Genomic DNA, 26,863 nt, shown 5'->3' with positions numbered 1-26,863 from the left:
GAAGTCTTTATGTTTACAGGCGGAAAGGTAATCGTTTCTCACCCCGAGGACTGCATCGAATGCACGTCATGCGTGGAAATGTGTCCTCATAAAGCAATCCGGATGGATGACTGATGAAGAAGAAGACGCTCCTCGATAAGAAGGCGATAGAAAGAACGATCAACCGGATCACCCATGAGATTATCGAGAAAAACGAAGGATGCGCATCATTGAGCCTTATAGGCATCCGCACCAGGGGGGTCCACGTGGCCAACCGGATCAGGGATAAAATATTGGAGGTCGAAGGAATATCACTCCCCGTGGGGGTGCTCGACATCACCATGTATCGGGACGATATTTTTAAATTGAAAACACCGGTGCTCAAGAAGACGGAAATCCGCTTCGACCTCACCGGTAAGACGATTGTCCTGGTCGATGACGTAATGCATACCGGCCGGACCGCCAGGGCCGCCATTGATTCGATTATGGACCTGGGCAGACCGAATAAGATTCAACTCGCGGTGCTCGTGGACAGGGGTCAAAGAGAGCTTCCCATCCATCCCGATTATGCGGGGGTGGTATGTGCGGTCGACCCCGGCGAGGAGGTCCTGGTGCGTCTGCGCGAAGTGGACAAGAAAGACGAAGTAGTGCTCGTGAGGTCGTGATGGAGTGGACCAGGAAAGACCTTCTCGGCATAAAAGGGCTCGCCAAAGAGGAGATCCTCTCCATTCTCGATACCGCTGAATCCTTCAAGGATGTATCCCGGAGAGAAATAAAGAAGGTCCCTACCCTGCGGGGCAAGACCGTTATCACCCTTTTCTATGAGCCGAGCACCCGCACGCGGATTTCATTTGAAATCGCCGCCAAACGCCTTAGCGCCGATACAATAAATATGACTGCCAGCACGAGCAGCTACGTCAAAGGCGAGACCCTGAAGGACACGGGAAGGAACCTCGAGTCCATGAAGCCTGATGTGATCATCATCCGGCACAGCATGCCGGGCGCTCCTCATATGCTCTCCCGTATCCTTGATTCAGCGGTAATTAATGGAGGGGACGGCTCCCATGAGCACCCTACCCAGGCGCTGCTCGACCTTTTTACCATGCGAGAGAAGAAGGGCTCTCTCGACGGGCTTAAGGTCGCCATCGTGGGCGATATTGCCCACAGCAGGGTCGCCCGATCGAATATTTTCGCCCTCGCCCATTTCAACGCGGAGATCACCTGCTCGGCCCCGCCCACGATGATACCGCAGGGTATCGAACAATTGGGCGTGAAGGTCGAATATGATCTCACCAGGGCAGTAAGGGGCGCCGATGTCATTATGATGCTGCGCATACAGAAAGAACGGGGCGGGGTGACTGCCATACCTTCCATAAAAGAATACTCCACCCTTTTCGGCCTGAAGAAGAAACATCTCAAAGAAGCGGCCAAAGACGTGATTATTATGCACCCTGGTCCCATGAACCGCGGTATCGAGATCGCCGACGAAGTGGCCGACGGTCCCTATTCGGTAATTCTGGAACAGGTGGAAAATGGTGTTGCCGTGAGGATGGCGGTTCTCTATCTCCTCACGGGAGGTGAGACATGAGAATCCTTTTGAAAGGCGGCAGGGTTATTGACCCCGCCACCGATCTCGATGCGGTTATGGATGTCATGATACACGGCGGTGAGATCGAGAAGATAGACCGGAATATCACGGTGTCGAAGGGAGACGTCCGTGTTATCGACGTCTCCGGGTATGTGGTCGCTCCGGGCCTCATAGACGTGCATACCCATCTCAGGGAGCCGGGTTTCGAGTTCAAAGAGACAATCGCCACGGGCACGAGGGCTGCCGTGAGGGGCGGATTCACCACACTTGTATGCATGGCCAATACCTCCCCCGTCAACGACAACAGGAGCGTTACTGAAGCCATAGTGGAGAAGGCAAAAGCTGAAGGGGCCTGCCGGGTCTATCCTTGCGGGGCCATCACCAAGGGACTTAAGGGTGAAGAGCTTTCGGAGATAGGCGATATGTTCAATGCCGGCATCGTCGCCATATCGGATGACGGAAGATCGGTGAAAAATGCGGAGCTTCTCAGAAAGGCCTTCGAATACGTCAAGCTTTTCAATATCCCCGTCATCTCCCATTGCGAGGATGAGGACCTTTCACACGGCTATGTCCATGAAGGCGCCGCCTCATTGCTTTCGGGACTCCTTGCCGTCCCCTCCATTGCAGAGGAGATCATTGTGAAGCGTGACATGGCAATCGCCGCCTATGTAGGCTCTCCTGTCCATCTCACCCACATATCGACTGCCGGAAGTGTCGATGCGATCGGAGAATCAAAAAAGCGCTACCGCAAAATTACGTGTGATACGTGTCCCCATTATTTCTCTCTTACCGATGAGGCCACCCTCTCCTATGATACAAATACTCGGGTAAACCCTCCCCTCAGGGGGCTATCCGATATGGAGGCGATCAAAGAGGGGTTGAGAAGCAATATAATCGACATCATCGCCACGGACCACGCGCCCCACGACCTCACCTCGAAAGACGTAGAGTTCGACCTAGCCGCGCCCGGGATATCGGGGCTGGAAACCGCCTTCGCTCTGTCTTTGCGGCTCGTGCATGAAGGAGTGCTTCCACTAAAAGAGCTGCTTGCTAAATTCACGGTGAATCCCGCCGGATTCCTGAATCTTCCCTATGGCACGCTTGCGGCCGAGACTGCGGCCGATATCATTGTCTTTGATCCCCTCAAGCCCTGGACGGTGGATCCCGCCGCTTTTCTGTCAAAAGGCAGAAATACGCCTTTCGGCGGGTGGAAGCTCAAAGGAAAGAACCTGCTCACCATTGTCAATGGCTCGATTGTATACAGGGACAAAGGGTTTTCGGCATAGAATAAAATAAACATTTCCACGGCTTCTCTCCTAAAGATATTTTCCTGCCCAGGGCGTAATGCCGAACCCGACGGCCCTTTTTTCCTTTTCAAATCCTTGACATCACTGGAATTCCATAGTATGTTAAAAAAAGAACAAGCGAGGGAGGGATATGAGCAACTTTTTCGACAAATTGAGCGTGCGGTACATGACCAAGGATGATTTGGATTCCATAGTAGAAATTGACATAAAAGTTTTGGGGGAGTCGAGGAGAGATTATTGGAACACAAAAATAATCAAACAGGCTGAGTCAAGACCCCATGATGCATCCCTTGTCTCTGAGATAGACGGAAAAGTGGCAGGCTTCATTCTGGGCGAGGTGAGCGGCTGGGAGTTTAAGGTCCCGAATAATATCGGTTGGATCGACACGATCGGCATAGATCCGGACTACCAAAACAGGGGTATCGCCAAGGTCCTCGCGAATGCGCTTATCTCAAATATCAAAAAATATGGCGTCGATACGATCTATACCCTCGTGAACTGGAATGATTGGGATTTGCTCCAGTTTTTTCACGCCATGGGATTCTCGCGGGGAGACATGATAAATCTCGTCCTGAAGGTATAATCTAGTCCCAATATTTGTCTAACACACGACGATGAGTGCGTGTAGCCTGTTCGAAAATCATGATAAGGGGTGATCCCCCGATGCAGTAAAAGCCGGTCCGGGTAGCTTCAGCCCGATGTCTACCGATGCGGTCGCCATGGACCTTGCCCGCGCCCCAATCATCCGCGGTCGGACACTATCTTGAGCGTCATGCTCGCATGGATTCTACCATCTTTTAAGTTATTCACCGATTTGATACTTGCGACGCTCACGCCATATTTACCGGATATCTGCGCGAGGGTCTCTCCCTTCTTCACCGTGTGAAGTTTGACCCTGGGAGAGGCCTCCTTCTTTTTCCTGCTATCGCTGCTTGCAAGTCTGAGCTTCATGTTCGGGTAAACTTTCCCGCCCTTCAAGTCGTTGAAGGATATGAGACTCGCCGTATCGACGCCGTGCATGTTCGATATCCCTGAAAGGGTCTCGCCTTTTTTTACCACGTGATAACCTCTCGTCATGCCCGGCTTCTCCGCCTGCTTCTGTATTACCGGCTCTGTAAGTATTTCGGCCTTCGTCTGTTTCACGCGAGGGGATTCCGGGAGTGCGCCGACTTCCCGAACCGGAGAGACGACCGAGGCGGCTTTGATCGTGCTGTCAGGGGATGGCGATGAAAATGTCGGGATATTCAGCACCATACCCGGTTTTATCTTCAAACGGTCGTCGCATTCGTTCACCATATAGAGCTCTTCCATGGTAACTCCATATTTCTTCAATACCTTTGCGACCGTATCCTTTTTCTTGACCTTGTAGACGATTACGTCTCTTATCTTTCTCTCGTCTACCGACGACGTCTCGAGCTTCGCCAAAAACCGCTCCACGTTTGTTCTGGCAGGAAGCTTGATTTTATATTCGTCGGAATAAGGAGGGGTAAGGCCCCGCAATAGCTCCGGGTTCAGGGATTTTAAAGCCCCGACGTCCATTGAATTTGCCCTCGCTATTGCGGTGAGAAGGGTAGCCCCCGGCACTTTTACTTCCACGAAGGTAAGGGGCTCATCATACTGGATATTTCCGAAACCGAACCTTTCCGGGTCTTTTGCAATGATAGAGGCGGCGATAAGCCGGGGGATATACTCTCTGGTCTCCCTCGGTAGGGCGTTATATTTGGATAATTCCCAAAAATCATTGGTATTGTGCTTCTCGATAGCTTTCTCCACGCGCCTTTCTCCGGCGTTGTATCCCGCTGCCGCAAGATACCAGTGGCCGAACTGGTTAAAAAGGTCCGTCAAATATTTGGCAGCCGCCACAGTCGATTTCTCAGGGTCTCTTCTTTCATCTATCCAGAAGTTAACCCTGAGTCCATATCTGCCGCCTGTTTCGTAGATGAACTGCCAGGGACCGCACGCTTTCGCAGGAGAGTACGCCTTCGGATTGAAACCGCTTTCTATCATGGCGAGATACACCAGGTCCTCGGGGAGGCCGTGCTCTTTGAGAATCACTTTTATCATAGGGACGTAGCGGCGGGACTTCTTGAGCCAATTGGCGAAGACCTTCTTTTTCCCATTGGTGAAGTAGAGGACGTAATACTTCACCGCATCATTGAATACAATCGGAAGATCAAAATCCTTGAAATCATCGTGTTCCAGAAGAGAGGTGATATCCTCGTCATCATCGGGAACCCCGAACCTTACCTTGGATTTTGACTTTGGCTTCTTTCGATCCCCTGCTATCGCCCCTTCGAGTTTGGAAGGTTTTATAAGGTCCGTGGCGGGAAGGTCGGAATCCTGCTGTCGTGAGACATGGTCGGTAGTGGCTACCTTTCCGGTGCCGGCACAGCCTGCCAAAAAAACGAGGATAACGAACGCAATACAAAGCCTCTTCATTGTCCCCTCTTACGTAGCAAGAACTGTACCATTCAGACTTGATAATAGAGGGAAAAGAATCTCATGTCAACAGAAAAATGACACGAGATAAATGACATTAACCCCGCTCTCCCAGTTGTTTATTAATAAGGGTCCTATAGCCCTGGGCAAACTGATAGGCATTCATCCTCCTCTTGTTCTCCAGTTGAACTTCGTATACAACAACCGTACCATTCGGCGTGGAGACAAGAAATCCCTCTTTTCTCAATCCCGTTATGAGACCCGGTTCGCCCGCGGCAGCCGGATCATAGATATCTGCGTCAAAAATCTTGAGGAGGAGTCCGTCAAGAAAGGTAAACGCAGTGGGCCAGCCCGCTAGTGCCCTGATCTGTCTGGTAATCTCGAGGGCGCCGAGACTCCAGTCGATCTTCCCCATCTCCTTGGTAATAATGGGAGTATAGGTGGCCTCTTCGGAATTCTGAACAATGCCGGCACCCATTTCCCGGTTCTCCGGATTGTCGATGAACCCGGGGAGTATCTCGGCGGCCTTACGAGAGAGCCGCTCCGACAGGCTCACTGCATTTTCGCCCGGCTCAATCCCCACATGGGTCTGATAGAGAATGTCGCCTTCGTCCATCTTTTCATTCATTCGTATGAAGGTGATCCCGGTTTCGCTCTCACCGTTCCAGATCGCCCACTGAATGGGCGAAGGACCTCTGTATTTCGGCAGAAGAGAGGGATGAATATTCAGGGGGCCCATGGAAGGGAGGAGGAGGGCCCACCGGGGGACCATAAGGCCGAATGACGCGACCACCAGAAGGTCGGGAGCGTACTCCCTGAGTTGTTGTGCGGCATCGTCCCTGAAGGAATCTATCTCGACAAAGGGAATTCCCGATTCTAATGCGATCTGCTTCACTTCATTATTCTCAAGGAGATATCCGCGCCCTTTAGGTTTGGCTTTCTTAGTGATCACCAATGCGACATCGGAAAGAATGGACCTTAGAGGAGGTACTGAGAAACTCGATGACCCCAAATAGGCGACCCTCACCTTTTGGGCCTCATGAATTTCTTTTTGAAGAACTCCCTTTTTAAGGGACTCAGATGATCTATAAAGAGGATACCGTTGAGGTGGTCTATCTCATGCTGCAGGGCCCTTGCCAACTGGTCTTCGCAGTCGATCTCGATGACCTCGTCCCTCAGGTCAACCGCCCTTACCCTTACCCTTTTCGGTCTTTTCACGAATTCAAAGAACTTCGGCACGCTCAGGCAGCCCTCTTCGACGGTTTCCTCTGCTTCTGAAAGGAGGACCTCGGGATTAATCAACACGATCGGCTTTTTATCCCCCGTCATGTGCTCGTCTATCACTATGAGCCTCAACCCTATACCGACCTGGGTTGCCGCGAGGCCGGCGCCACTTGCCAGACACATGGTCTCTATCATATCTTGAGAAAGTCGCACGATCTCGTCGCTTACGCAGTCGATTCTCACCGCTGTTTTGCGTAGCACCGGGTCCGGATAAATCCTTATCTCCTTTAATGCCATAGCCTATATATTAGAGGAATTTCCTTTCTCAGTCAACCTTGTCTGCGGTTGAAAGAGGCCCCGGGAAAGAATGCGTTCCAGGGGATTGACGGCGATAACGGTACATGGTAAGCTATTCTCATGTTCGGTCTGGGTTTTCCTGAGCTTATCATAATAATGGTGATAGTCGTTCTTATCTTCGGCGCAGGCAAACTTCCGGAGATCGGCGGAGCTATCGGTAAGAGCATAAAAGGATTCAAAAAGGCCGTCAGCGAGCCTGAAAGCAAAGAAACCCTTCCCTCCAGCGACAACCCCAAAGAAAAAGATAAGATTGCCTGACCATCGTGGATGAGAGGGTATTCATAGGCGTAGGCTCCAATATGGGCGACGGGGTCCGGCATTGCGCGGAGGCCGTGGGAAGAACGCTCCGGGACGGCCGGACGCGGTTGCTCGGAATATCCTCATTCTATGCCACATCCCCTGTATCGCCCATACTCCAGGATGACTTCGTTAATTGTGTCTTTTCGATCCTCTGGGATGGTTCGCCCCCGGACCTCCTTCTGCTCCTGAATGGCATAGAGTCGGATATGGGTCGTAAGAGAACCATCCCCTCGGGACCCAGGGTAATAGACCTCGACATCCTGCTCTTCGGGGCTATTGTCATATCCACGCCTTCTCTCATAATACCCCATCCGGAGCTTCACAGGAGGAGGTTCGTGCTCGTACCTTGCATAGAAATCGACCCTTCCCTCCTTCACCCGGCATTGAAACAGCCCCTCACATCCTTTCTTGCCGGGATCGATTCTTCGCAGACTATCTCGATTCTTATGGGCGCGACCGAAGTGATGGGCCTGATTTCCACCATCCCCTTTGCAAAATCTTCCCATTGAAAGTAACTTTTCTTACAGGAAAAACATTTCACAAGGCGTCATTTTTATGATAGAAGAATGTGCCGGCTCTCGCCCGGCCTGTCCCGGAGAGGGCTCAATCAGTAGGGAAAAAAGGGATGGGACAAAAGAGGATATTTTCAGAAACAGACAAAATAGCAGGAGGAGAGAATGAAATTTTTCATAGATACGGCTAATGTAGACGAAATTAAGAAGGGACTTGAAATGGGGCTCGTAGACGGAGTGACTACCAACCCGTCCCTCCTGTCCAAGGTAAAAAAAGATCCGGACAAAACAATCAAGGAGATACTGGCGCTGGTCGAGGGCCCCGTGAGCCTTGAAGTGATCTCCAAAACCTCCGGCCCCATGTGCGAAGAAGCCAGGCGCCTCGCCGGCCTGGGGTCGAATGTGGTGGTGAAGATACCCATGACCGAAGAAGGCATTAAGGCCGTCCGCAGCCTTTCCCGTGAAGACATCAAAACGAATGTGACTCTCATATTTCAGCCTGTCCAGGCTCTTATTGCCGCAAAGGCGGGCGCTGCTTACGTGAGCCCCTTTATCGGAAGGCTCGACGATATTTCCAGCAGGGGCATGGACATCATCGAGGATACCCTTACCATTTTTTCGAATTATGCACTTGAGACGGAGATCATCGTCGCAAGCATCAGGAGTCCTCTCCACGTGCTTCAGGCGGCGACAATCGGAGCGGACATAGCAACCATACCCTTTAACGTATTGAGCCAGCTCATGAGCCATCCGTTGACGGATATCGGGCTCGACAAATTTCTGAAGGACTGGGAAAGCACAAAGAAATGAGCAGACTATGGGGAGAAAAAAGAAAACCGGCCTCGGCCGGTTTTCTTTTTTCTTTTAGGAGAATTGAATCCTTTTCACTTCACCGCTCTTACCGGTGAATTCCGTATCTTTACCATTGAGGAGAATCTTCACGCCTCCCGCATTACCGATAAGAAGGTCGAATTTTTCTTTCGCATTTACGACGATGATCTCGTGAGGACTCAGCATGAACTCTTTCTTCTCGCTTTCGTCAATCACCACGCTGATCCAGGTTCGCTCTTGACAGGTAATCATAAGGCGCTTCGGTTCAGCGGCTGAAAGAGTTCCTGTATCGCCCTCACTTTTCACCTCGGATACGGGCCGGACATTATTGTTCGCCGGGGCCTCATCAGGGGTTTTCTCAGCTATCCTTGTCGCAGTCTCCGTTTTGGAGACGATCGTCTTTTGACGCTCCATTCGGTCATATGCAAAAATACCCATAATGATCGCAAGAATTATGAAGACGGCATACCGTGCCCTGAAAAAGCGCCTGCCCGTGGGTTCGGCTTTCGGTACCTGGGGAAGGATAACGGTTTCCACAACCGGAGGCGGCGGCGCAGCTTCCGGGTCGATGAAGTACGGAGTCACTTCCGCATATGCGTGAAGAAGAGTCGCATATTCCTTCACAAAACCCTTTACATACACCTCGTGAGGCAAGGGGGCCCAATTTCCTGCCTCGATAGCCTCGATAAGCGATTTTCTGAGGCACAGCCTCTCCGCTACCTGGGCGACGCTCAACTCCTTCTCTTCTCTTTTCTTTTTGAGTATTTGACCAATTCCGGCAAGATCAATATTCATACCTTACTCCTCCGCATGATGTCACGCCGTAACCGAGCATGTCCGTGTGTCTCCCGCAGCCGCGAGCTGTTCTCCTGACATGGTACTTGTATGTATATCGGAAAGATCATCGAATATCTTAATAGAAACATAAAACTCACCTGATTTCTGTGACTCTCGTCACATTATTGTTTAGTTTATACGCTATTAAATACCTTTTTCAATATAAAATATGCGACTTACCTGCAGTCCTGACAAGTCAGGAGTTCATCGAGAGGGGTTCCCGATTTTTCCGAAATGAATTCAAGCTGCATGACGGGTGCATGGTACCTGCCGCACACCGGACACTTTGCAAGGTCGAATTGTTTTTTCCAGATCGTCCTTATGCCCTTTTTGTCTTCCATATAGATGTGACCGGTGGGGCAGATAGCGGCGCATGCCCCACAACCGATGCATGCTTCCGACGGCTCATCAAAAGGCGTAGCTACCTTTTTGGCCGGTCCCTTGCCGCTCAAACCCAGGGCAGTCACTCCCACGATGGTTTCACACGTCCTCACGCACTGGCTGCATAATACACATTTACCTTTATCGTTGTCCTTGCCGTACCTTGATTCTTTAACTCCATATCTTTCGGCAAGGTGGCGAACTACGTCGGAGGCCGGATTTCGTGCGAGAAACAGCTCGAGAAGGGCCCGTCGTATGGCATGGATGTCAGGCGTCTCGGTAAAGACTTCCATGCCCTTCTCTATCTGATAAAGACAGGATGCCACCGTTCTTCGTCTGTTGCCCTTTTGAACCTCGACCATACAGAGCCTGCACCTTCCGTCGGAGCCGAGGATCTCATTATGGCAGAGAGTGGGAATGTCGATCCCCTCTCTTCTCGCCGCATCGAGTATCGTTTCGCCCTGATTACCTTGCGCATCCCGGCCGTTCAATTTAAATTCAATCACTTTTGCTCTCCTATTCGATTTTAACTGCGCCGAACCGGCAGGCATCATAACAGGCCCCGCATTTCGTGCATCGCGACTGATCGATAACGTGAACGCCCTTCTTTTCACCTTCTATACATCCGACGGGGCACTCGCCGGCACAACGCATGCAGCCGGTACACAGGTCGGGCAGTATCTGCATTTTGATGAGGTCCTTGCATATTCCCGCAGGGCACCTCTTCTCCTCTATGTGAGCGATATACTCTTCTTTAAAAAATCTGATCGTCGAGAGGACCGGATTCGGAGCGCTTTGTCCGAGGCCGCACAGGGAGCTGAGCTGAATTGCCTTTCCGAGCTCCTCGAGGTGCTCCACGTCTCCACGGCAGCCATCGCCACGACAGATGCGGTCGACTATCTCGTGCATCCTCCTGACCCCCTCCCTGCATGGGGTGCACTTACCGCACGACTCCTGCACCAGGAAGTTGAGGAAGTACCGCGCCACATCAACCATGCAGCTCCTCTCGTCCATCACGATCATGCCCCCTGATCCCATCATGGAGCCAAGCTTCGTGAGAGAATCGAAATCCACGGGCATGTCGAGGTAAACCTCCGGTATACAGCCCCCCGAAGGCCCGCCGGTCTGAACCGCTTTAAATTTCTTATCGCCCTGTATGCCGCCCCCAAGGTCGTATATGATCTCTTTGAGGGTTATTCCCATGGGCACTTCTATAAGTCCCGTGTTCTTCACCTTCCCCACGAGAGAAAAGACTTTCGTCCCCTTGCTTCGCGGCGAGCCGGTCGATTGAAACCATTCCCAACCCTTGTCAATGATATGGGGAACGTTTGCCCATGTCTCCACATTATTTAAATTGGTGGGTTTATCCCACAGGCCTTTATCGACGGTGTGGGTATACTTGGACCGCGGCTCTCCCGCCTTTCCTTCTATGGAGGATATGAGCGCTGTAGACTCACCGCACACAAAAGCTCCACCGCCCCGGAAAATATCTATATCGTAATCGAAGCCTGTGCCCATGATGTTCTTTCCCAGAAACCCGTACTCCCTCGCCTTCTCAATTGCGAGCGAAAGGCGATGGACTGCCAGAGGATATTCATCGCGGACATAGATATATCCCTGCCCGGATCCTATCGCAAAAGCTCCGATGGCCATGCCTTCGAGAATGGCATGAGGATTTCCTTCCATGAGCGATCGGTCCATAAAGGCTCCGGGATCGCCCTCGTCGCCGTTGGCGAGTACATACTTGGGATTACCCTGGGCCTGACGGCAGGAGCGCCATTTGTAGCCGGTGAGGAAACCGCCGCCGCCTCTTCCCCTGAGGCCCGATTTTTCGATCGAATCGATAATCTCGGTAGGACTCATGTGCAACGCTTTATGGAGTGATCCGTAGCCTCCCTCGGCAATATATTCTTCGATATTTTCAGGGTCCAGCGCACCGTTGAGGCTCAGGACCACTCTTGTCTGACCCGAATAGAAGGGGATCTCATAAGGGGAGACATATCGCTTCCCCTTCTCTTCTCCCTTGTAGAGGAGCTGCTCCGCCACCTTCTTTTCTTTCACCGTTGCGATGAGGCTGGCCACATCGGCATCGATATTCCTTTTCCCCACGCTTTGGTAAAGAATCTCATCCTGGCCGAAGACCACGATCGGCCCCCGTTCGCAAAGTCCATGGCACCCGGTCTTCTTAACAAGCACCTTGTCCGCCAGCCCTTCCCCCCGGAGGCCGGCCGTCAATCCTTCATACACGGAGAGCGCACCCGAAGAGACGCAGCCCGTGCCGCAGCATATTTTTATCACTGCGTCAAAAGCAGCGGTCTTTTTCTTATATTCGGACGCCACAGATTGGAGTTGTTCCTGAGAGGTAATCATGAGGGTTCTCCGCCGCTGAATTCATTTATTATCTTTTTCACCCCACCGGGGGTCGTCTTACCGAAATCTTTTTCCTCCACCCTTACGAGCGGCGCCAAGGCGCAGGCGCCCAGACAGTTCACGGTCTCCAGGGTAAATAGCCCGTTTTCCGTTGTTTCGCCCACTCCAACACTGAGCTCACGTTCAAAAGCGTCAAGTATATTGGTTCCTCCCCGGAGGTGGCATGCGGTTCCCATACATACATGGACAGTATGCCTGCCTCTGGGTGTGAGGGAAAGGGCCTTATAGAAGGTCACCACCTCGTACGCTTTCGCAAGGGGCATATTGAGCTCCCCGGCCACGAATTTTATCGCTTCCTTGGGTACATATCTATATTCTCTCTGAATGTCCTGAAACATGGCAAGCAGATGAGAGGCACTGCCGTGATACTTGTTTATTATCTCGTGAAGTCTTTCACTGTTAACTTCCATAAAAACCCCCACCTCTCAAAATAATTATTTAACACCGCAACGGAGTTTCAGTCTCTCCCAATCCCTGGTGATTTTCTGTTGAATCCCTGAAATATTGCGAACAGTGAGATGTTTATATCTGCCCTGGCCGCTCATATAGTCGACGACGTGCTTGAGCGGGTCCGGATTAAAAGAAAGCTTATACCGCCCTTTTTCAATCTCATAGAGGGGAAACATTCCTGATTCTACCGCAAGGCGGCCATATCGTATGGCAAGATCCGACGGTATTCTCCATCCCGTAGGACACACCGAGAGGACATGAAGGTAAGCGGGGCCGTCCACCATTTTCGCCTTCTTGACCTTTTCGAAAAGATCGAACGGATAAGACGGACAGGCAGTGGCCACGTAAGGGATATTGTGAGCGGCGGCCAGGGCCGGCATGTTTTTCTTCCATGTAGCCTGGCCGATGCTTCTCTTTCCGGGCGGGCTCGTGGTCGTTGCCGCACCATATGGTGTGGACGAAGACCGCTGGATCCCCGTGTTCATATATGCCTCGTTATCAACACATATGTAGGTAAAATTGGTCCCCCTCTCAAACGCGCCGGAGAGAGCCTGGAGTCCGATATCGCTTGTCCCTCCGTCGCCGCCGATGGCGACTATATTAATCTGTTTATCAGAAATCTTTCCTTTGTCCCTCAGTATTTTGAGCGCTCCTTCGACTCCGGAAGCAACTGCCGCGGCATTTTCAAAAGCCACGTGGATCCAGGGAAGCTTCCAATCGGTCAAAGGCAGGGGAGTCGAAATGATCTCCATGCATCCTGTCGCCATGCATATGATCGTATTCTTGCCAAAAATTTTGAGGGCCATCCTCAGGGCAAGTATCTCTGCACATCCCTGGCATGCCCTGTGGCCCGGTACGGCATATTCCTCTCTTGGAACCGTATTTGCCGCATATACATCAATCTCGGGAATCGTCATACTCTTTAATCCCTCCCTCCATGTGCTCTCATTATTTTCTTAGACCATCTCGAAGCATCGGCCGTTCCTCACGCCTCTTCACAGGAAACAATTTCTCATTTATTGTTTGACCGATGGGACTTCTGCCCATCCCGCCAAATCCGAATGGGTGCATCACCTAAAAAGATTACCTCATCCCTCGACAAAAACCAAGAAAGATATTGTATACATCCAAATATTTCTCCTCTGCCATACCTGTATGCAGGTAATTTGCTTGAAGAAGCCTATTCCATCGACTGGTCCTCTTAAAGAAAAAGGATTTCCCCTTGTTACCCGCCGGACAGTCCTTCGCGGGATGATTATTTAACTGCAAAAGACGGCTTTGCCCCATCTAATAATTGTCTGTTTATCAATAATTATGAACCTATTACGGATACTTGTCAACACCGGCGGCATTAAGTCGACAGGATTTCTCAGCCCCTTCGATGCGGCATATTTCCGGGTCTCGGCATCTGTATTGGTGTGGGCTTGAAAGAGGAAGATGAGTCACTCCTTCCCTATCTTCCGGGAGGAGTGACTCATCGATTGATCTTGTCCGAAGGGTGTCCTATATATCTGTCGCTATTTTACCGTACACCTGTATTTCAACTGCTCCCACTCGCTCGTAATCCTTTCCTGGATCAGCGATGTGGACTCCTCCGTCAGATGCCTGTAGCGGCCCTGACCCTTGAGATATTCAGTCACCGGCCTTAGAGGCTCGGGACTGTAAGTTACCCTGCATATTCCGTCTTCGATCTCATATAAGGGGAACATACCGGTTCTCACCGCGAGCTTTCCATATTCGATGGCCTGGTTGGACGGTATTCTCCACCCTGTGGGACAGACCGAGAGCACGTGCAGATAAGACGGGCCCTGGACCATCTTCGCCTTCTTCACCTTCGCAAAAAGATCGAAGGGGTAGGACGGGCAGGCGGTCGCTACATAGGGGACATTATGGGCGGCTACGATCTCGGGCATGTTCTTTTTCCATGTAGCCTGGCCGATGCTCTTTTTACCGGGAGGACTCGTAGTGGTCATGGCGCCGTAGGGAGTAGAAGAGGAGCGCTGGATTCCCGTATTCATATAGGCTTCATTATCGACGCAGATATAGGTAAATTTGTGTCCCCTCTCCAGGGCCCCGGAAAGGGCCTGGAGGCCGATGTCGCTCGTCCCTCCATCGCCCGCGATGGCGACTACATGGATGTCTTTCTTCGCGATCTTCCCTTTATCCATGAGGATCTTTATGCCTGCCTCGACTCCGGAGGCAACGGATGCCGCATTTTCAAACGCCACATGTATCCAGGGAAGTGTCCATGCCGTAGTAGGAAGAGGGGTGGAGATAATCTCCATGCACCCCGTTGCCATGCAGAGGATCGTATCTTTGCCGAAAACTTTAAGGGCGAGCCGGAGGGCAAGTATTTCGGCGCAGCCCTGACATGCGCGGTGGCCGGAGACGGCAAATTCTTCTGCGGGATCCTCAGTATACAGTTGAAGGCTCTTTAATCTCATGCTCTCACTCCTATGACCCTGAAATTCTTTCCATCATGAGGTATGGCGGGATTACCCGACGAAATCTCTTCAAATACGGCTTCAAAGTCCTGGGGCAACACATCTCTTCCTCCAAGACCCACTATGTAATTGGTAAGCTCCCCTTTAAAACCCCGGGCAAGGGCGACGGCGGAGAGCTCCTGAAAGAGCGGCCCGTTCGGAGCCCCGGCCGGCATCACTCTCTCGATCACCACCACACGCTTCTTGTTCCCTAGTGCGGACGCTACCTCATCAACGGGGAAGGGCCTGAAAAGCCTCAAGGATACGAGGCCTGCTTCCTTGCCCTGCTCTTTTAAGGTATCTATCGCGGTCTTGATGTTCTCTCCTATGGCGCCCAGGGCGACGAAAACTACATCGGCATTCTCAGTGTTATAGGATTCCACAATATTATAGTTCCTTCCGAATTTCTTTCCATATTCGGCAAGGACTTCCTTGATTACGACCTTCGAATTCACCAGAGCGGTCTCCTGAGCGTACTTCGCCTCGGTGTAAATCTCGGGCATGCCATAGGCCCCCATGGTCACCGGCTTGTCCGGGTGGAGCGTATACAGCGGATCGTAGGCGGGGAGGAACTCGTCCACCTCTTTCTGAGTTGGGAAATCAATCGGTTCTATTACGTGGCTCAGGGAGAAGCCGTCCAGATTGACCATCACCGGAAGGAGTACCCTGCGGTCCTCTGCGATCCTGAATGCCAGGATCGTGCTGTCCACCACTTCCTGTCCGTTTTCACAAAAAAGCATGATCCAGCCCGTGTCTCTCGAGGCCATGACATCACCATGATCTCCCCAAATTGACAGGGGCGCGGAAAGGGCCCTGTTGACAGCCGCCATGACGATAGGCAGTCTCATCGCGGATGCAATGAACAGGATCTCATGCATCAGCTCCATACCCTGGGAGCTGGTTGAGGTAAAAGTCCTGGCCCCCGCCGCAGAAGAGCCGCAGCAGGCGGACATGGCAGAATGCTCTGATTCGACATTTATATAACTGGCGTCCAGCTCGCCGTTCGCGACAAGCTCTGCCAGGTGTTCAACGATATGCGTCTGGGGTGTAATGGGATAAGCCGCTATGACTTCGACCCGCGCGAGCTTCGCCGCATCGGCCGCTGCTATCGATACTTCGATACCCTTCAGTACCTTCATCGCTCGTCCTCCACCATTGTGATTGCCGCGGGCTTGCATTCTCTTGAACAGATGCCGCAGCCCTTGCAGTAATCCAGATTTGCCCGGTAAAGCCCCTCTTCGGTCTTATAAATCGCTGCATCAGGGCAAAAAAGCCAGCAAACGCCGCACTTGATGCATTTTGCATCATTCCACAGCGGTTTTTGGGACCTCCAGTCGCCAGTTTTATATTCTGACGCGTTCCCCACTTCTTCGATGACACAGCCTACATTGAGCTCATGCCACTTGTATTGGTCCATCGGTTTCGCCATGTGCTAGCCCCCTGAATAAAATTTCGTAGCCTACAGTATATCTATTTATTTCATCATATGCCACAAAATCCGCACCATGTGAAATATTGAACTAGCAGAACCTTTCTCTCCCGAAAAAAGGGAAGCTACTGTTTCTTATTATAAACAAATTTACAACTAAAATAAAGACCTAACCCGCGTCTGGCATGTGAACGAATCCACAAGAGGGAATGGCGTCACCCAATCAGCGGGAGAGAGGCCGATAATTTTCCTTTCCTCATATAGCGAATCTCATTGCCTTTCCTTCCCGGCACACGGCAAAGGCATAAATTATGTATTGACAACTGCCCCAACTATACTACAATTAGTTATATAGAACGTATTATTCAACAGGGGGTGATGAGATGCCGATATATATTATGCTCAGTAAGCTGACGCACGAAGGACGCAAGACAATCAAAAAGCATCCGGAGCGCATTGAAGAAGTGGACGTGGAAATGGAGAAGATGGGAGCAAAAGTGCTTGCCCAATATGCGCTCCTCGGACCTTATGATTTCCTCAACATCCTTGAGGCGCCCAATAATGAAGCCATCGCAAAGGTATCGATCGAGTTCGGCTCCAGGGGCACTGTGGAGATCGTCACACTTCCCGCAATCCCCATCGACGACTTCATTGGCAAAATGACGTAATTCAAATGAAAGGGGGACCCGCTCCCCCTTTCATCGTTCTTCTCCCCAGTGTAGAATCGCGACAAAATCATTGACACGGACCCTTTATCCATTTTAGATTAGACCCATGGCAGGCATGACCTACAAAGATTCGGGCGTGGATATCAAGAGAGCGGACACCCTCCTCTCCCACATCAGAGACCGGATACAGGGTACCTTCAATCCCTTTGTGATGAATTCCATAGGCGGTTTTGCCGCGCTGACGGAGATTCCCTCGGGCTATAAGAACCCTGTGCTCGTCAGCTCGACGGATGGGGTCGGAACCAAGCTGAAGATCGCATTCGATGCCAATAAGCATACTACCGTGGGCATCGATCTTGTGGCCATGAGTGCAAATGACGTCCTCACCATGGGGGCGAAGCCTTATTTCTTTCTCGATTATTTCGCGAGCGGACGCCTTGAAGACGGGGTGTATAAAGATGTGATCGCAGGGATATGCGACGGCTGCCTTATGGCCGGCTGCGCCCTCATCGGCGGGGAGACTGCAGAAATGCCGTCCTTCTACAAAGACGGCGAATACGATCTTGCCGGGTTCGCCATGGGTTTTGTGGAAAAGGAAGGGATTATCAACGGCAGGACCATCAGGGATGGCGACAGCATCATAGGTCTTGCTTCGAGCGGCCTTCACAGCAACGGGTATTCCATGGCAAGAAAAGTTTTGTTCGACATGGGCAAATTGAAGATTACCGACCGCCTCCAAAAGCTGGAAGGTCCCCTTTACGAGGAGCTGTTGAAACCCACACGGATCTATGTGAAGCCTGTTTCGACTGTTCTCGATCGCTTCACCGTGCGAGGCATGGCCCATATCACCGGAGGAGGTCTTCCGGGAAACATCGAGAGGATAATTCCGGAGGGACTTTCCGCCCGCATCGGCCTCATGTCTGAGGTACCTCCTATTTTCGGTCACATCATGCGAATCGGCGAAGTATCTTTCGACGAGATGTGCTCCACTTTTAATATGGGCATTGGCTTTATATTAGTAGTGGATAATAAAGATGAGGGCGCTGTGATAGACCTCTTCTCTCAATCCGGCGAGAAAGCTTCCCTTATCGGCAGGATCGAAAGGTTCGCCGGGGGTCCCAGGGTCAGCGTAAACCCCTCGCCCGTCCTTTAGCGCCTCATCTACCTCTTTTAGTCACCAGGGATAAAAATATCACTTATTACGTGGCGGTCTTCCTTGCGACGGCCTTCGATTCCGCGCCTCTTTTCCGTCCAAATCGGATCCAAGGGGACATTGGTCGCAGAGCGGCTGTTTTCTGCAGTAGGTCTGGCACAGGACTACGATCAATGCGTGAAATTCGTTATAAAGGTAGGTGTCGGGGGCGAGCCTTTCCTGAAAATATCGTTGAATCTCATGGTAATCGGTGCTTTTGCAATAGAGTCCGTGATTGGTCAGGAACCGTTTCGTATAGGCATCGACCACAAATACCGGTTTTTGGAGCGCGTAAAGGAGGATGCTGTCCGCGGTTTCAGGCCCTAACCCGTTGATCCCGAGGAGAAGGTCCCGCAGGCCCGGCAATCCCTCCTCCGCCATACTCTCTATCTTCCCGTCGAACTTCTCCCCTATAAAGTGGATGAGATTTTTCAGTCTTCGGGCCTTTACATTGTAAAATCCGGCAGACCGGATGATTTCAGCGAGACCTTTCTCCTCCATGGCGGCAAGGGCGGGCAGACTCATGGCCCCCTGCCTTTTCATGGAAGAGATGGCTTTCTCCACGTTTTTCCAGGATGTGTTCTGGGTGAGCACGGCACCCACCATCACCTCAAGGGGAGTTTCTCCCGGCCACCAGTGTCTGGTCCCGTAGGCGGCAAGAAGGGAATCAAATATCTTCTGCAGCCTTTTGTCTCCGGCCATCGTCCTTTATGTAGAATATCTGGTGGGTTAATGCGATGATCGCTCCGCCTTCTTCGAACACTTTCACGTCGACCCTGCCGATTCTCTTGCCCCTGTGGCTCATGGATGCCTCGGCAAAAATCGTCTGCTCGCCGGAGGCGCCTTTCAGGCACTGTATCGACGATTCGACCAATACACTACGGCCGCCGAGGGTATTGGCGCACGCACCACCGATGTGATCTGCGAAGGCAAATATCATTCCCCCGTGAGCATCTCCGAATATATTGAGGTGCTCTTTGCGCACGGGGAACTTTCCCTTTGCAGATCCTTTTTTGAGCTCCGTTACCTCTATTCCGAGGAGCCTCCCCACATTGCATTCATTGAACATCTTCTTTATGTCGTCTTCGCGCATGGCAACCTCCCCGGCCCCGAAAGATCAAGGCGTGACTACGCCCTCCCTCGCGTTGTTATCATACTACAGGTAGGAGGGTCGGGACAATCCTACATCATATACATTACGTACCAGAAGACCGCTACAAGGGCGATTCGATAAATCCCGAAAGGGATGAAGGTATGGTTCTTGATGAAGTTCAACAGGTATTTCACCGCCCCCAGTGCGGCAAAGAAAGAGATCACGAATCCGATGGCAAGAAAATGTATCTGCTCCAATGAAAACAGATTCGCGTTCTTGACGAGATCGAGGCCTGTGGCGGCAAGCATGGTGGGGACAGCGAGGAGGAAGGAAAACTCCACGATCGTCTTCCTTTTGAGACCGAGGGCCAGACCACCCACAATGGTCGATGCGGACCGCGACACGCCCGGGACCATGGCGATGGCCTGAAATAGACCGATAATCACGGAGGATTTATAAGAAATCGTGGAAATATCCTCCACGTCATCCTCCTTTTCCTTATGAAGCAGCTCAAAAATGATAAGAAATATACCGCCCAGCAGCAAAGACCAGAGTACCACGGTACTGCTTGAAAGAAGGTATTTCTTGATGATCTTGTAAAGGGTAAGGCCGAGAATACCGGTAGGAATGAAGGCTACCACGACCCTTTTCAGCACTTCCACATTCACCAGGAGAGACCGCCGGTAAAGAAAGACCACGGACAGAATGGCGCCGAACTGTATCACGATCTCGAAGCATTTGAGAAAAGGGGTCTGGGTAAGGCCCATTACGTGGCCCGTAAGCATGAGGTGTCCGGTGGATGAGATGGGCAGGAATTCGGTAATTCCCTCCACGAGCCCGAAAACAACGGCCTGTAGGTTATTCATGGCACATATTTGCGCACTTTTTGCGGCCGGAGTCAACGTTTTTCAAGAGATGCAACGCCCCGCCCTCCTGCGCCGCCCCGCTCATCGGGGTATTCTGCACGTCACGGATATGCCCTCTCCGCTTCCCCGCTCGATTATTGTCCGGAATCCGCGGTTCTTCCCCACGTATTCCAGGAACTTCGCCGCTCCGGCTCCACCGTAAGTGATGACATTGTGGGCGGTATAGCATCCATTGGGGCTCAGCTTCGATTCAAGATCCAGAAAATATTGGAGATACCACTCCTTGTCCGCATCGCAGAAGACAAAATCGTAAGGGCCTTTGAGGAGGGGCACGAGTTCATGGGCATCGGCGAGGCGTGCATCGATAAAGGTCGCGACCCCCGCTTTCCTGAAGTTTCTGAGCGCTTCTTCATGTCGCCCGCGATCGATCTCGATGGTCGTCACCGTTCCACCGTTCTTTGCAGCCGCCCATGCGAGCCAGATCGTCGAATGGCCGGTAGAGGTCCCTATCTCGAGGATATTCCGGAATTTGCCCTTCAGCACGAGATCGTGCAGGATCTTACCGTCTACGTAAGGGACGTTAAGATCCGCCCAACTGTCGCGGGCATCGCGAAGAAAGCGGGATACCTTTATATCAAGATCATCCGGCGCCGTCCTCTCCTCTCCATAAGAAACAGCCAGAAGGCCCGCACAAAAAATGCTTATAAAGGTGAAGGTCAAAACAGATATTTTTGACAGGTTCATAGATACCCCCTTTTTTCGTCCCGATAATGAATTGTAACCCCGGGAACTACCGGTGCGCAACTATCCGGTTTCCTGTTCGCCCGGCCGCATCTCAAAGGTCGTCGCCGATATCGGACGGCCCGCTGTCTGTGTTGCATTTTCACCAAGTTCGTGTTACCTATTCTTCCGTGAGTGACCGGATAGCGAATAATGTGACCCTTATTATCGGCGGGGCCCGGAGCGGGAAAAGCGCCTTTGCCCTGAGTGAAGGGAATCTGCATCCTGGAAAAAAGGCCTTTATTGCGACCGCCCAGGCCCTGGACCACGAGATGAAAGCAAGGATCGCACGCCACAAGGAGGAACGGGGGCCCGAATGGGACACCTTCGAGGAGCCGGTAAGGCTCGACGAAGCATTCCTCATATCGGCTGCAGGCGGTTACAAGGCAATCGTGATCGATTGCCTTACCCTCTGGGTATCGAATCTCCTCCTGGGAGAAGAGGCCGTTGAGGAGAAATTTCGTTCCCTCGAGACCGCCCTTCTCTCGTGCGGTGATTCGTCGGTTTATATTGTCTCGAACGAGGTCGGCATGGGCATCGTGCCCGAATATCCCCTGAGCCGCGTTTACAGGGACCTTCTCGGAAATCTGAATAAACTCGTCGCCGGTATCGCATCGCGTGTGGTTTACATGGTCGCGGGTATACCGGTGGAGATAAAGAAAAGGCCGTGAAGGAGCTTCTCATCTCACTTCAGTTTCTCACCCGGATCCCCGTGCGGATCACCGGCAGTCTTTCCGAAAGGCAGATAGGACGATCGGCGATTTTTTTTCCTTTTGTCGGTGTGGTGCAGGGGGCTGCCGCCGCCTGCACGGCCGTTTTCATGGACCTCCTATTCAATCCCGAGATAGCCGCCGGATTCGTGGTAGTGGTTCCCCTGCTCATCAACGGCGGATTTCATATTGACGGTCTCGCAGACACGGTAGACGGGATGTCGGTAAAAGGCACGGGCGAGCCTTCGCGGGACAGAGAAAGAAGACTTACGGTAATGAAGGACAGCTCGATAGGGGCCATGGGCGCGGCGGCCATTGCCGTGCTCGTGCTGATCAAATACCTCTTTGCGAGCGGCCTTATAGAGAAAGGCCTCACGTGGGATGTATTATTCATGATATTCTTCGTTCCTGTCTTTTCTAAATGGATTATGGTCCCCGTCATCTGTCACGGCAAAGCGGCGAGAAATGACGGTCTCGGCAAGATATTCATTGCCCACGGAGGAACGGGCGTTCTCCTCCTCTCCTCCGTGATTCTCGCGGCAATCTTTGCCTGTGCCTCTTTTGCGCTGCCCGAGCCGTCATGGCGGGGGACTGGAAAAGTCTTTCTTCTTCTTTTTCTTTCCTCTTATGGTCTTGCTCTTCTCTGGGTGGCCTTCTGCCAGCACAAATTCGGGGGACTCACCGGCGATACCATAGGCGCAGTGAGCGAGATCGGGGAGATACTCCTCTTCGGAATCGCCTTTTTATGCATTTGATGTACGCAAAGAGATAAAATCCGGAGGCTTTCATTTATGCAGAGCAACCCTACCCGCCTTTTTCTCGTTAGGCACGGAGACACCGTAGATGAAGAGACCAAGAAGGTCTTCAAAGGGAGTCTCGATATTCCTTTGTCGGAAAGGGGGAGAGGGAGAATCGAAAAGGCCGGAGCCTTTCTCTCCCGGTTCAATATTGACTACATATATACTTCGGCCCTTTCACGGTGCATCGAAAGCGGTACCATCATCGCGAGACCTCACGGGCTCCCGATAGAGACATCAGGGGGATTGAACGAGCTTTGCTTCGGGTCCTGGGAAGGCCTCAGCTTTGACGAGATCGATGCCCATTATCCGGAGGAATTCAGTCGATGGCTTTCAGATCCCGAACTCCATGCACCCCCTGCCGGGGAGACCCTGAGACAGGCCCAGCAACGCATCATCCCCGCATTCGATACTATTGTAGAGAGACATAAAGGCCGGAACCTTGCCCTCGTCGCCCACGGCGGGGCATTGAGAATTATTCTCTGCTCCCTTCTGGACCTGAAGCTTTCCTTCCTCTTCCGGCTCGCCCAGGACTATGGAGGGGTAAGCATTATCGATATTTACGAAGACAAGAATGCGGTGGTAAAGCTTCTGAATTATACGTTCTATGAGTGAGCCGGAAGAGCGTGTACTCCCCGGGCGGCTCTCACACGAAATGTTTCACTTTATCGCTTGCCCATAAGCACCAGCGCCACATGGCGGTGATGCTCGGCAAAATCATAGCTCTCAAGCTCTCCCGGTAATACCCACTTCATCTCTTCATGGTTTTTCAGGGTAATGGTGCCGGATTCAATGACGGATTCGTACACATAGGATTTGATCGAAAGCTCGCAATGGATGGCGTGACCGGTGGCACAGAGGTAGTTTCCCGCCTCCACCCCGATTCCCAATTCCTCTTTTATTATTCTCTCCAGGCCTTTCTGAAGAGTTTCATTATCTTCGGGCCTGCCGCCAGGAAATTCCCAGAGATATCCCATGAAAGCCCTCTTTCTTCTGAGGATCAGGACCCTTTCCTTATCCCTGATTACCGCGGAAACAAAGGGCACGAATTCATCTTTCATTGCGAGGTTTCAACAAGACGGATAGAATCGAAACCGAGGAATCACTTCTCGGCCTTATCCAGATCTGCCCTCGTATCCCTCGACAGATCAGCGGTCAGGAAATCGAGGGTTACCGGCAGGGAGAGGCGCAACTCGGGCACGTGCTGAATCCCTATATGGGCCTTCTCCAAATCGCATCCGATAAGATGGCCTCCATGGCGCCGGTCCTCCGTGAGAAAATGGAGGTGATATCCGGGCGCGTTGAGATGTTCCATATAGGGAGGGGTGTAGAAACCCGCCAGGGAGCCTTTTACGTGTTCGAATTCGAATATCGCCTGATTTTTGGTAGCTTCGACCAGGGGGAGATAGTTTTTTGATTTGGGAGCAGCCCTGGTCTTTACGTGACGGAATTCTCCGTCGATCCTGATTGCATAGAGCATATTGACCGAGGGAATAAGACGGTCCAAAAATGCATTGATATCGGGAAAATTAAAATGGCCGTCCAGGTCGTCGAATGTATCGGGGGTGAAAAAAGTCACGCATGCGAAGGGTGACTTCTCTTCCTCCCCAACCGTATAGACCATTCCGTCGGACCTGATCTGGTACACTTCACCATCGAGGAGCACCATCTCTCCGTCCAGGTAATTGAAGGTCCCCAGACCGAAATCCCCCTGCCCTTTGATCTCTGCGATTGTAGTGTTTTCCACATAAAATCCTTCTACAAGGGCGTTAATGGGGGCCGATAAATAGACGGAGTTTTTGACCCCTTCGGAATAGAGGAACTGACGGAGCGCCTGTTCCACCAGATCCTCCCGGCTGCATCCCGTTCTTGCGGCTGCGGAATCGAGTTTCTCCCCAAGTTCGGGCGGGAGGGTGACTTCAAGTTTGGAATGAATGCTCTTCATGGTCGTCTGTTCGCTCTTATTGCCCAAACCCCATAGACCGACCGAAACGATCCGAGGGAGGTCGGGCAAAAAAAGGCCGCCCTCTCGCAGGTGCGGGCGGGCGGCCTTAATGATGCTAGGGAAGGTCCTTGACCCATGAAGGATCTTTGAACCATTTGTCGGTGAGGGCATCTATCTCGCCCCCGGCCTTGAGTGTACCCAGAACGTTTTCAAGCCAGTTCAAAAGAAGAGGGTCTTCCCCCTTCACCGCGATGCCTATGGGCTCGAAGGTGAGGGCCCCTGTGGAGACTATGCCCTTATCGCCATACCTGAAGCTTGCCACTGCGGCAGTGGCGTTATCCGTGAGCACCGCCTTGATCTTACCCGTAAGAAGAAGCTGGAGGGCGGAATTCATATCGGGGCTTACCGTCAATTTTGAGCTCTTCAGGTATTTCTTCGCTACCATCTCACTCGTGGTGCCGGCAGGGACTGCCAGGGCGAAATCGGCCTTATTCACGTCCTTCATGCTGCTCGCCTTGATTGCCGTCTCCCTCGTGGTGAGCAGGGCCTGTCCGGAGAGGAAATATGGTCCTACGAAGGCAACCTGCAGATTACGCTTCGGAGTAATCGTCATGGCCGAGATCACCAGGTCCACCTTCCCTGCGCTCAAGCTCGCAAGGAGGTCACTGAAAGGTATCTGCACCATTTTTAGTTTGATGCCCATGCCTTCTGCGATGGCGGCCGCGAGGTCCACATCGAATCCCATCAGTCTTCCGTCTTTTGCTTTGGCATTAAAGGGGGGATAATCGCCGGACGTGCCGACTACAAGCTCACCTTTCTGTACTATCTTGTCGAGCGCGGGTCCGGCGAATGCGGCCGTAGCACACACCAATGCAAGAATAACCGTCACAACAGTAAGGACTCTCTTCATTAGACTCTCCTCTGAGATATTGGATGACGCTTTGGGGATAACTTTAAAGGTATATGGCGGCCCATGTCAAGGAAAACAGTTGGCGCCGATTTGATCCGGCACTATCCGCCGGGTTTATTCGAGTAAACCGAGCTTTAATTCAATTCACGCGGATTTCAGTGCGGACCCGATCTTCTCGACCAGGGGCTTCGTCCCGACATAAAGGGCGGTCCGCTGATGGTGCTTCTTCGGCGCCACTTCAAGGATGGGTGCCCCTGTCTCGTCTATGGCGCTCCCGCCCGCCTCATGACACATGAAAGCGACTACCGAGGCTTCATAGAGGAGGCGGAGTTTGCCTTCGGGCCGGTTTTTCTTCGGGTCCGGATGGTTGACGATAGCCGGGTACATGAACATGCCGCCATTCGAAAGGAGCCTGTGGAAATCACCTGCAAGGGCGCCCAGATACCTGAAGGCGTAACGGTTCTCATTACCGCTTATCCAATCGCGGATTTTGGGGGAATAGGCGTTTCTATTCGCGGAGTTGAAGGACAGCTCCCAGCCCTTTTCATTTTCGGGAAGCATTATCCGCACCGGCTTCACATAATTCATGGTCTCATCCATATGGAACCGCCACGTGCCTGCGTCCCGGAAGGCAATGGTGAACATTCCCGTGGGGATCACGAACATACCCGCGGCAATAAACTCCCTGCCCGGTCTCAGGTGGTAATCTTCAACTCCCTCCAGATTCCTTTTGGAGACACCGAACAGGAAGCCCACCGGTAGTCCATGGGCTACGTTGGAAGAACCATCCAGAGGATCGAAATAGACGAAGTAGCGGCCGCCGCTCTCATTGAGCACCACGATCTCGTCCGATTCTTCGCTCACCGCGTGGATAACCCTCCCGGTGGTCCGCAGGTAATGAATAACGATCTCGTGGGCGATCTCGTCCATTCTCATTACCCTTTCGCCCTGAACGTTGATCGTGTCCGTATGGCCGAGATGACCTTTCAGCGCGCCGGTCAGATAATAGTGCTCTATGTGTTTTGCCGCACTGATGAGTGCGTCCATCAAAACAAGAAAATGATAGCTTCGGTTGTGCTGCTCCTGGTGCTGGAGCAGGAAATGGGTGAAACTCTGTTCGAATTGCATTCTCACACCTCGTTGGAGAAAGATATGATCACCTACCTACCATACTTTATACAGTGCGAGACCGCGACGCAAGTGGTTTTTGAACCTTTTACACCATAAGGTACTTCTTCTTCACCTCTTCATCCGCCTCGAGCTCCGCCACGGTCCCTTCGAAGCGGATGATCCCCTCGTCGATGACATAGGCCCTGTCGATCATCCTAAGGGCCGACTTCACGTTCTGCTCGGAG

At 52.1% G+C, this 26,863-nt stretch carries 31 protein-coding genes; 12 read left to right on the top strand and 19 right to left on the bottom strand.

The genetic code is table 11. The features are described from left to right. The first annotated feature begins 113 nt into the window (after window positions 1–113). The 4 genes from pyrR to VGJ94_11270 all read left to right on the top strand — a co-directional run bounded on the left by pyrR (window position 114) and on the right by VGJ94_11270 (window position 3,457). Complete coding sequence (pyrR, locus tag VGJ94_11285; protein HEY3277195.1) at window positions 114–644, top strand: bifunctional pyr operon transcriptional regulator/uracil phosphoribosyltransferase PyrR; 531 nt, start codon at window positions 114–116, stop codon at window positions 642–644. Continuing rightward, window positions 644–1,567, top strand: a complete 924-nt coding sequence (locus tag VGJ94_11280; protein HEY3277194.1) for an aspartate carbamoyltransferase catalytic subunit — start codon at window positions 644–646, stop codon at window positions 1,565–1,567. Before pyrR ends, VGJ94_11280 begins: the two co-directional genes overlap by 1 nt. Beyond that, window positions 1,564–2,853, top strand: a complete 1,290-nt coding sequence (locus VGJ94_11275; GenBank protein HEY3277193.1) for a dihydroorotase — start codon at window positions 1,564–1,566, stop codon at window positions 2,851–2,853. Before VGJ94_11280 ends, VGJ94_11275 begins: the two co-directional genes overlap by 4 nt. Window positions 2,854–3,004: 151 nt before the next feature. After that, on the top strand, window positions 3,005–3,457 hold the full coding sequence (locus VGJ94_11270; protein ID HEY3277192.1) for an N-acetyltransferase: 453 nt from the start codon (window positions 3,005–3,007) through the stop codon (window positions 3,455–3,457). Window positions 3,458–3,615: 158 nt separating this feature from the next. On the opposite strand, the gene VGJ94_11265 is transcribed toward VGJ94_11270, so the two are convergent. The 3 genes from VGJ94_11265 to def all read right to left on the bottom strand — a co-directional run bounded on the left by VGJ94_11265 (window position 3,616) and on the right by def (window position 6,834). Next, window positions 3,616–5,313 carry a LysM peptidoglycan-binding domain-containing protein gene (locus tag VGJ94_11265; protein HEY3277191.1) on the bottom strand — a complete coding sequence of 566 codons (1,698 nt, stop codon included), beginning with the start codon at window positions 5,311–5,313 and terminating at the stop codon, window positions 3,616–3,618. Between the two features lie 97 nt (window positions 5,314–5,410). Further along, window positions 5,411–6,340: a methionyl-tRNA formyltransferase gene (gene fmt / locus VGJ94_11260; protein HEY3277190.1), complete on the bottom strand. Its 930-nt coding sequence runs from the start codon at window positions 6,338–6,340 to the stop codon at window positions 5,411–5,413. After that, window positions 6,337–6,834 (bottom strand): peptide deformylase, encoded by a 498-nt coding sequence (gene def, locus VGJ94_11255; GenBank protein ID HEY3277189.1) that lies wholly within the window; start codon window positions 6,832–6,834, stop codon window positions 6,337–6,339. Before def ends, fmt begins: the two co-directional genes overlap by 4 nt. Window positions 6,835–6,954: 120 nt before the next feature. Between def and VGJ94_11250 the strand changes: the two genes are divergently transcribed. The 3 genes from VGJ94_11250 (at window position 6,955) to fsa (ending at window position 8,516) form a co-directional block, all read left to right on the top strand. After that, complete coding sequence (locus VGJ94_11250; protein HEY3277188.1) at window positions 6,955–7,152, top strand: twin-arginine translocase TatA/TatE family subunit; 198 nt, start codon at window positions 6,955–6,957, stop codon at window positions 7,150–7,152. A gap of 5 nt (window positions 7,153–7,157) precedes the next feature. Beyond that, window positions 7,158–7,703, top strand: coding sequence for a 2-amino-4-hydroxy-6-hydroxymethyldihydropteridine diphosphokinase (gene folK / locus VGJ94_11245; GenBank protein ID HEY3277187.1), 546 nt, complete (start codon window positions 7,158–7,160; stop codon window positions 7,701–7,703). 168 nt (window positions 7,704–7,871) lie between these two features. After that, window positions 7,872–8,516 (top strand): fructose-6-phosphate aldolase, encoded by a 645-nt coding sequence (gene fsa, locus VGJ94_11240; GenBank protein HEY3277186.1) that lies wholly within the window; start codon window positions 7,872–7,874, stop codon window positions 8,514–8,516. A gap of 54 nt (window positions 8,517–8,570) precedes the next feature. Here fsa and VGJ94_11235 read toward each other — a convergent pair whose 3' ends face one another. From VGJ94_11235 to VGJ94_11200, 8 genes are all read right to left on the bottom strand, one after another. Further along, window positions 8,571–9,332, bottom strand: a complete 762-nt coding sequence (locus VGJ94_11235) for a RodZ domain-containing protein (protein HEY3277185.1) — start codon at window positions 9,330–9,332, stop codon at window positions 8,571–8,573. 218 nt (window positions 9,333–9,550) lie between these two features. Continuing rightward, complete coding sequence (locus VGJ94_11230) at window positions 9,551–10,261, bottom strand: 2Fe-2S iron-sulfur cluster-binding protein (GenBank protein HEY3277184.1); 711 nt, start codon at window positions 10,259–10,261, stop codon at window positions 9,551–9,553. A gap of 10 nt (window positions 10,262–10,271) precedes the next feature. Then, window positions 10,272–12,125 (bottom strand): NADH-ubiquinone oxidoreductase-F iron-sulfur binding region domain-containing protein, encoded by a 1,854-nt coding sequence (locus VGJ94_11225; GenBank protein HEY3277183.1) that lies wholly within the window; start codon window positions 12,123–12,125, stop codon window positions 10,272–10,274. Next, window positions 12,122–12,595 carry an NAD(P)H-dependent oxidoreductase subunit E gene (locus VGJ94_11220; GenBank protein HEY3277182.1) on the bottom strand — a complete coding sequence of 158 codons (474 nt, stop codon included), beginning with the start codon at window positions 12,593–12,595 and terminating at the stop codon, window positions 12,122–12,124. The genes VGJ94_11225 and VGJ94_11220 overlap by 4 nt, the downstream gene beginning before the upstream one ends. 24 nt (window positions 12,596–12,619) lie before the next feature. Further along, on the bottom strand, window positions 12,620–13,552 hold the full coding sequence (gene porB, locus VGJ94_11215) for a pyruvate synthase subunit PorB (protein HEY3277181.1): 933 nt from the start codon (window positions 13,550–13,552) through the stop codon (window positions 12,620–12,622). A 600-nt stretch (window positions 13,553–14,152) separates the two neighbouring features. After that, window positions 14,153–15,079, bottom strand: a complete 927-nt coding sequence (porB, locus tag VGJ94_11210; GenBank protein HEY3277180.1) for a pyruvate synthase subunit PorB — start codon at window positions 15,077–15,079, stop codon at window positions 14,153–14,155. Further along, the gene (locus VGJ94_11205) at window positions 15,076–16,257 is read right to left on the bottom strand and encodes a transketolase C-terminal domain-containing protein (protein HEY3277179.1); all 1,182 of its coding nucleotides are present in this window, start codon (window positions 16,255–16,257) and stop codon (window positions 15,076–15,078) included. The genes porB (VGJ94_11210) and VGJ94_11205 overlap by 4 nt, the downstream gene beginning before the upstream one ends. Next, window positions 16,254–16,547 carry a 4Fe-4S binding protein gene (locus VGJ94_11200; GenBank protein ID HEY3277178.1) on the bottom strand — a complete coding sequence of 98 codons (294 nt, stop codon included), beginning with the start codon at window positions 16,545–16,547 and terminating at the stop codon, window positions 16,254–16,256. Before VGJ94_11200 ends, VGJ94_11205 begins: the two co-directional genes overlap by 4 nt. 383 nt (window positions 16,548–16,930) lie before the next feature. Between VGJ94_11200 and VGJ94_11195 the strand changes: the two genes are divergently transcribed. After that, window positions 16,931–17,215, top strand: coding sequence for a GYD domain-containing protein (locus tag VGJ94_11195; protein HEY3277177.1), 285 nt, complete (start codon window positions 16,931–16,933; stop codon window positions 17,213–17,215). Between the two features lie 115 nt (window positions 17,216–17,330). Continuing rightward, on the top strand, window positions 17,331–18,368 hold the full coding sequence (purM, locus tag VGJ94_11190) for a phosphoribosylformylglycinamidine cyclo-ligase (GenBank protein HEY3277176.1): 1,038 nt from the start codon (window positions 17,331–17,333) through the stop codon (window positions 18,366–18,368). 39 nt (window positions 18,369–18,407) lie between these two features. Here purM and VGJ94_11185 read toward each other — a convergent pair whose 3' ends face one another. The 4 genes from VGJ94_11185 to VGJ94_11170 form a co-directional block, all read right to left on the bottom strand. Continuing rightward, window positions 18,408–19,109, bottom strand: coding sequence for an endonuclease III domain-containing protein (locus VGJ94_11185; GenBank protein HEY3277175.1), 702 nt, complete (start codon window positions 19,107–19,109; stop codon window positions 18,408–18,410). Beyond that, window positions 19,075–19,500, bottom strand: coding sequence for a PaaI family thioesterase (locus VGJ94_11180; GenBank protein ID HEY3277174.1), 426 nt, complete (start codon window positions 19,498–19,500; stop codon window positions 19,075–19,077). The genes VGJ94_11185 and VGJ94_11180 overlap by 35 nt, the downstream gene beginning before the upstream one ends. Window positions 19,501–19,589: 89 nt before the next feature. Beyond that, on the bottom strand, window positions 19,590–20,366 hold the full coding sequence (locus VGJ94_11175; protein HEY3277173.1) for an undecaprenyl-diphosphate phosphatase: 777 nt from the start codon (window positions 20,364–20,366) through the stop codon (window positions 19,590–19,592). 81 nt (window positions 20,367–20,447) lie between these two features. After that, window positions 20,448–21,110 carry a class I SAM-dependent methyltransferase gene (locus tag VGJ94_11170; protein HEY3277172.1) on the bottom strand — a complete coding sequence of 221 codons (663 nt, stop codon included), beginning with the start codon at window positions 21,108–21,110 and terminating at the stop codon, window positions 20,448–20,450. Between the two features lie 191 nt (window positions 21,111–21,301). Between VGJ94_11170 and cobU the strand changes: the two genes are divergently transcribed. The 3 genes from cobU to VGJ94_11155 are packed head-to-tail and all read left to right on the top strand — an operon-like array spanning window position 21,302 to window position 23,268. Next, complete coding sequence (cobU, locus tag VGJ94_11165) at window positions 21,302–21,817, top strand: bifunctional adenosylcobinamide kinase/adenosylcobinamide-phosphate guanylyltransferase (protein ID HEY3277171.1); 516 nt, start codon at window positions 21,302–21,304, stop codon at window positions 21,815–21,817. After that, the gene (gene cobS, locus VGJ94_11160; GenBank protein HEY3277170.1) at window positions 21,814–22,611 is read left to right on the top strand and encodes an adenosylcobinamide-GDP ribazoletransferase; all 798 of its coding nucleotides are present in this window, start codon (window positions 21,814–21,816) and stop codon (window positions 22,609–22,611) included. Before cobU ends, cobS begins: the two co-directional genes overlap by 4 nt. 36 nt (window positions 22,612–22,647) lie before the next feature. Continuing rightward, window positions 22,648–23,268 (top strand): histidine phosphatase family protein, encoded by a 621-nt coding sequence (locus tag VGJ94_11155; GenBank protein ID HEY3277169.1) that lies wholly within the window; start codon window positions 22,648–22,650, stop codon window positions 23,266–23,268. Window positions 23,269–23,318: 50 nt separating this feature from the next. Here VGJ94_11155 and VGJ94_11150 read toward each other — a convergent pair whose 3' ends face one another. From VGJ94_11150 to VGJ94_11135, 4 genes are all read right to left on the bottom strand, one after another. Continuing rightward, complete coding sequence (locus VGJ94_11150; GenBank protein HEY3277168.1) at window positions 23,319–23,714, bottom strand: NUDIX domain-containing protein; 396 nt, start codon at window positions 23,712–23,714, stop codon at window positions 23,319–23,321. 41 nt (window positions 23,715–23,755) lie between these two features. Then, the gene (budA, locus tag VGJ94_11145; GenBank protein HEY3277167.1) at window positions 23,756–24,598 is read right to left on the bottom strand and encodes an acetolactate decarboxylase; all 843 of its coding nucleotides are present in this window, start codon (window positions 24,596–24,598) and stop codon (window positions 23,756–23,758) included. 115 nt (window positions 24,599–24,713) lie between these two features. Then, on the bottom strand, window positions 24,714–25,508 hold the full coding sequence (locus VGJ94_11140; protein HEY3277166.1) for a transporter substrate-binding domain-containing protein: 795 nt from the start codon (window positions 25,506–25,508) through the stop codon (window positions 24,714–24,716). 144 nt (window positions 25,509–25,652) lie between these two features. After that, window positions 25,653–26,636 carry a hypothetical protein gene (locus tag VGJ94_11135; protein HEY3277165.1) on the bottom strand — a complete coding sequence of 328 codons (984 nt, stop codon included), beginning with the start codon at window positions 26,634–26,636 and terminating at the stop codon, window positions 25,653–25,655. Window positions 26,637–26,863 lie beyond the last annotated feature (227 nt).

The sequence above is a fragment of the Syntrophorhabdaceae bacterium genome (assembly GCA_036504895.1).
GTDB lineage: Bacteria > Desulfobacterota > Syntrophorhabdia > Syntrophorhabdales > Syntrophorhabdaceae > PNOM01.
This window is presented reverse-complemented; position numbering and strand designations above follow the sequence as displayed.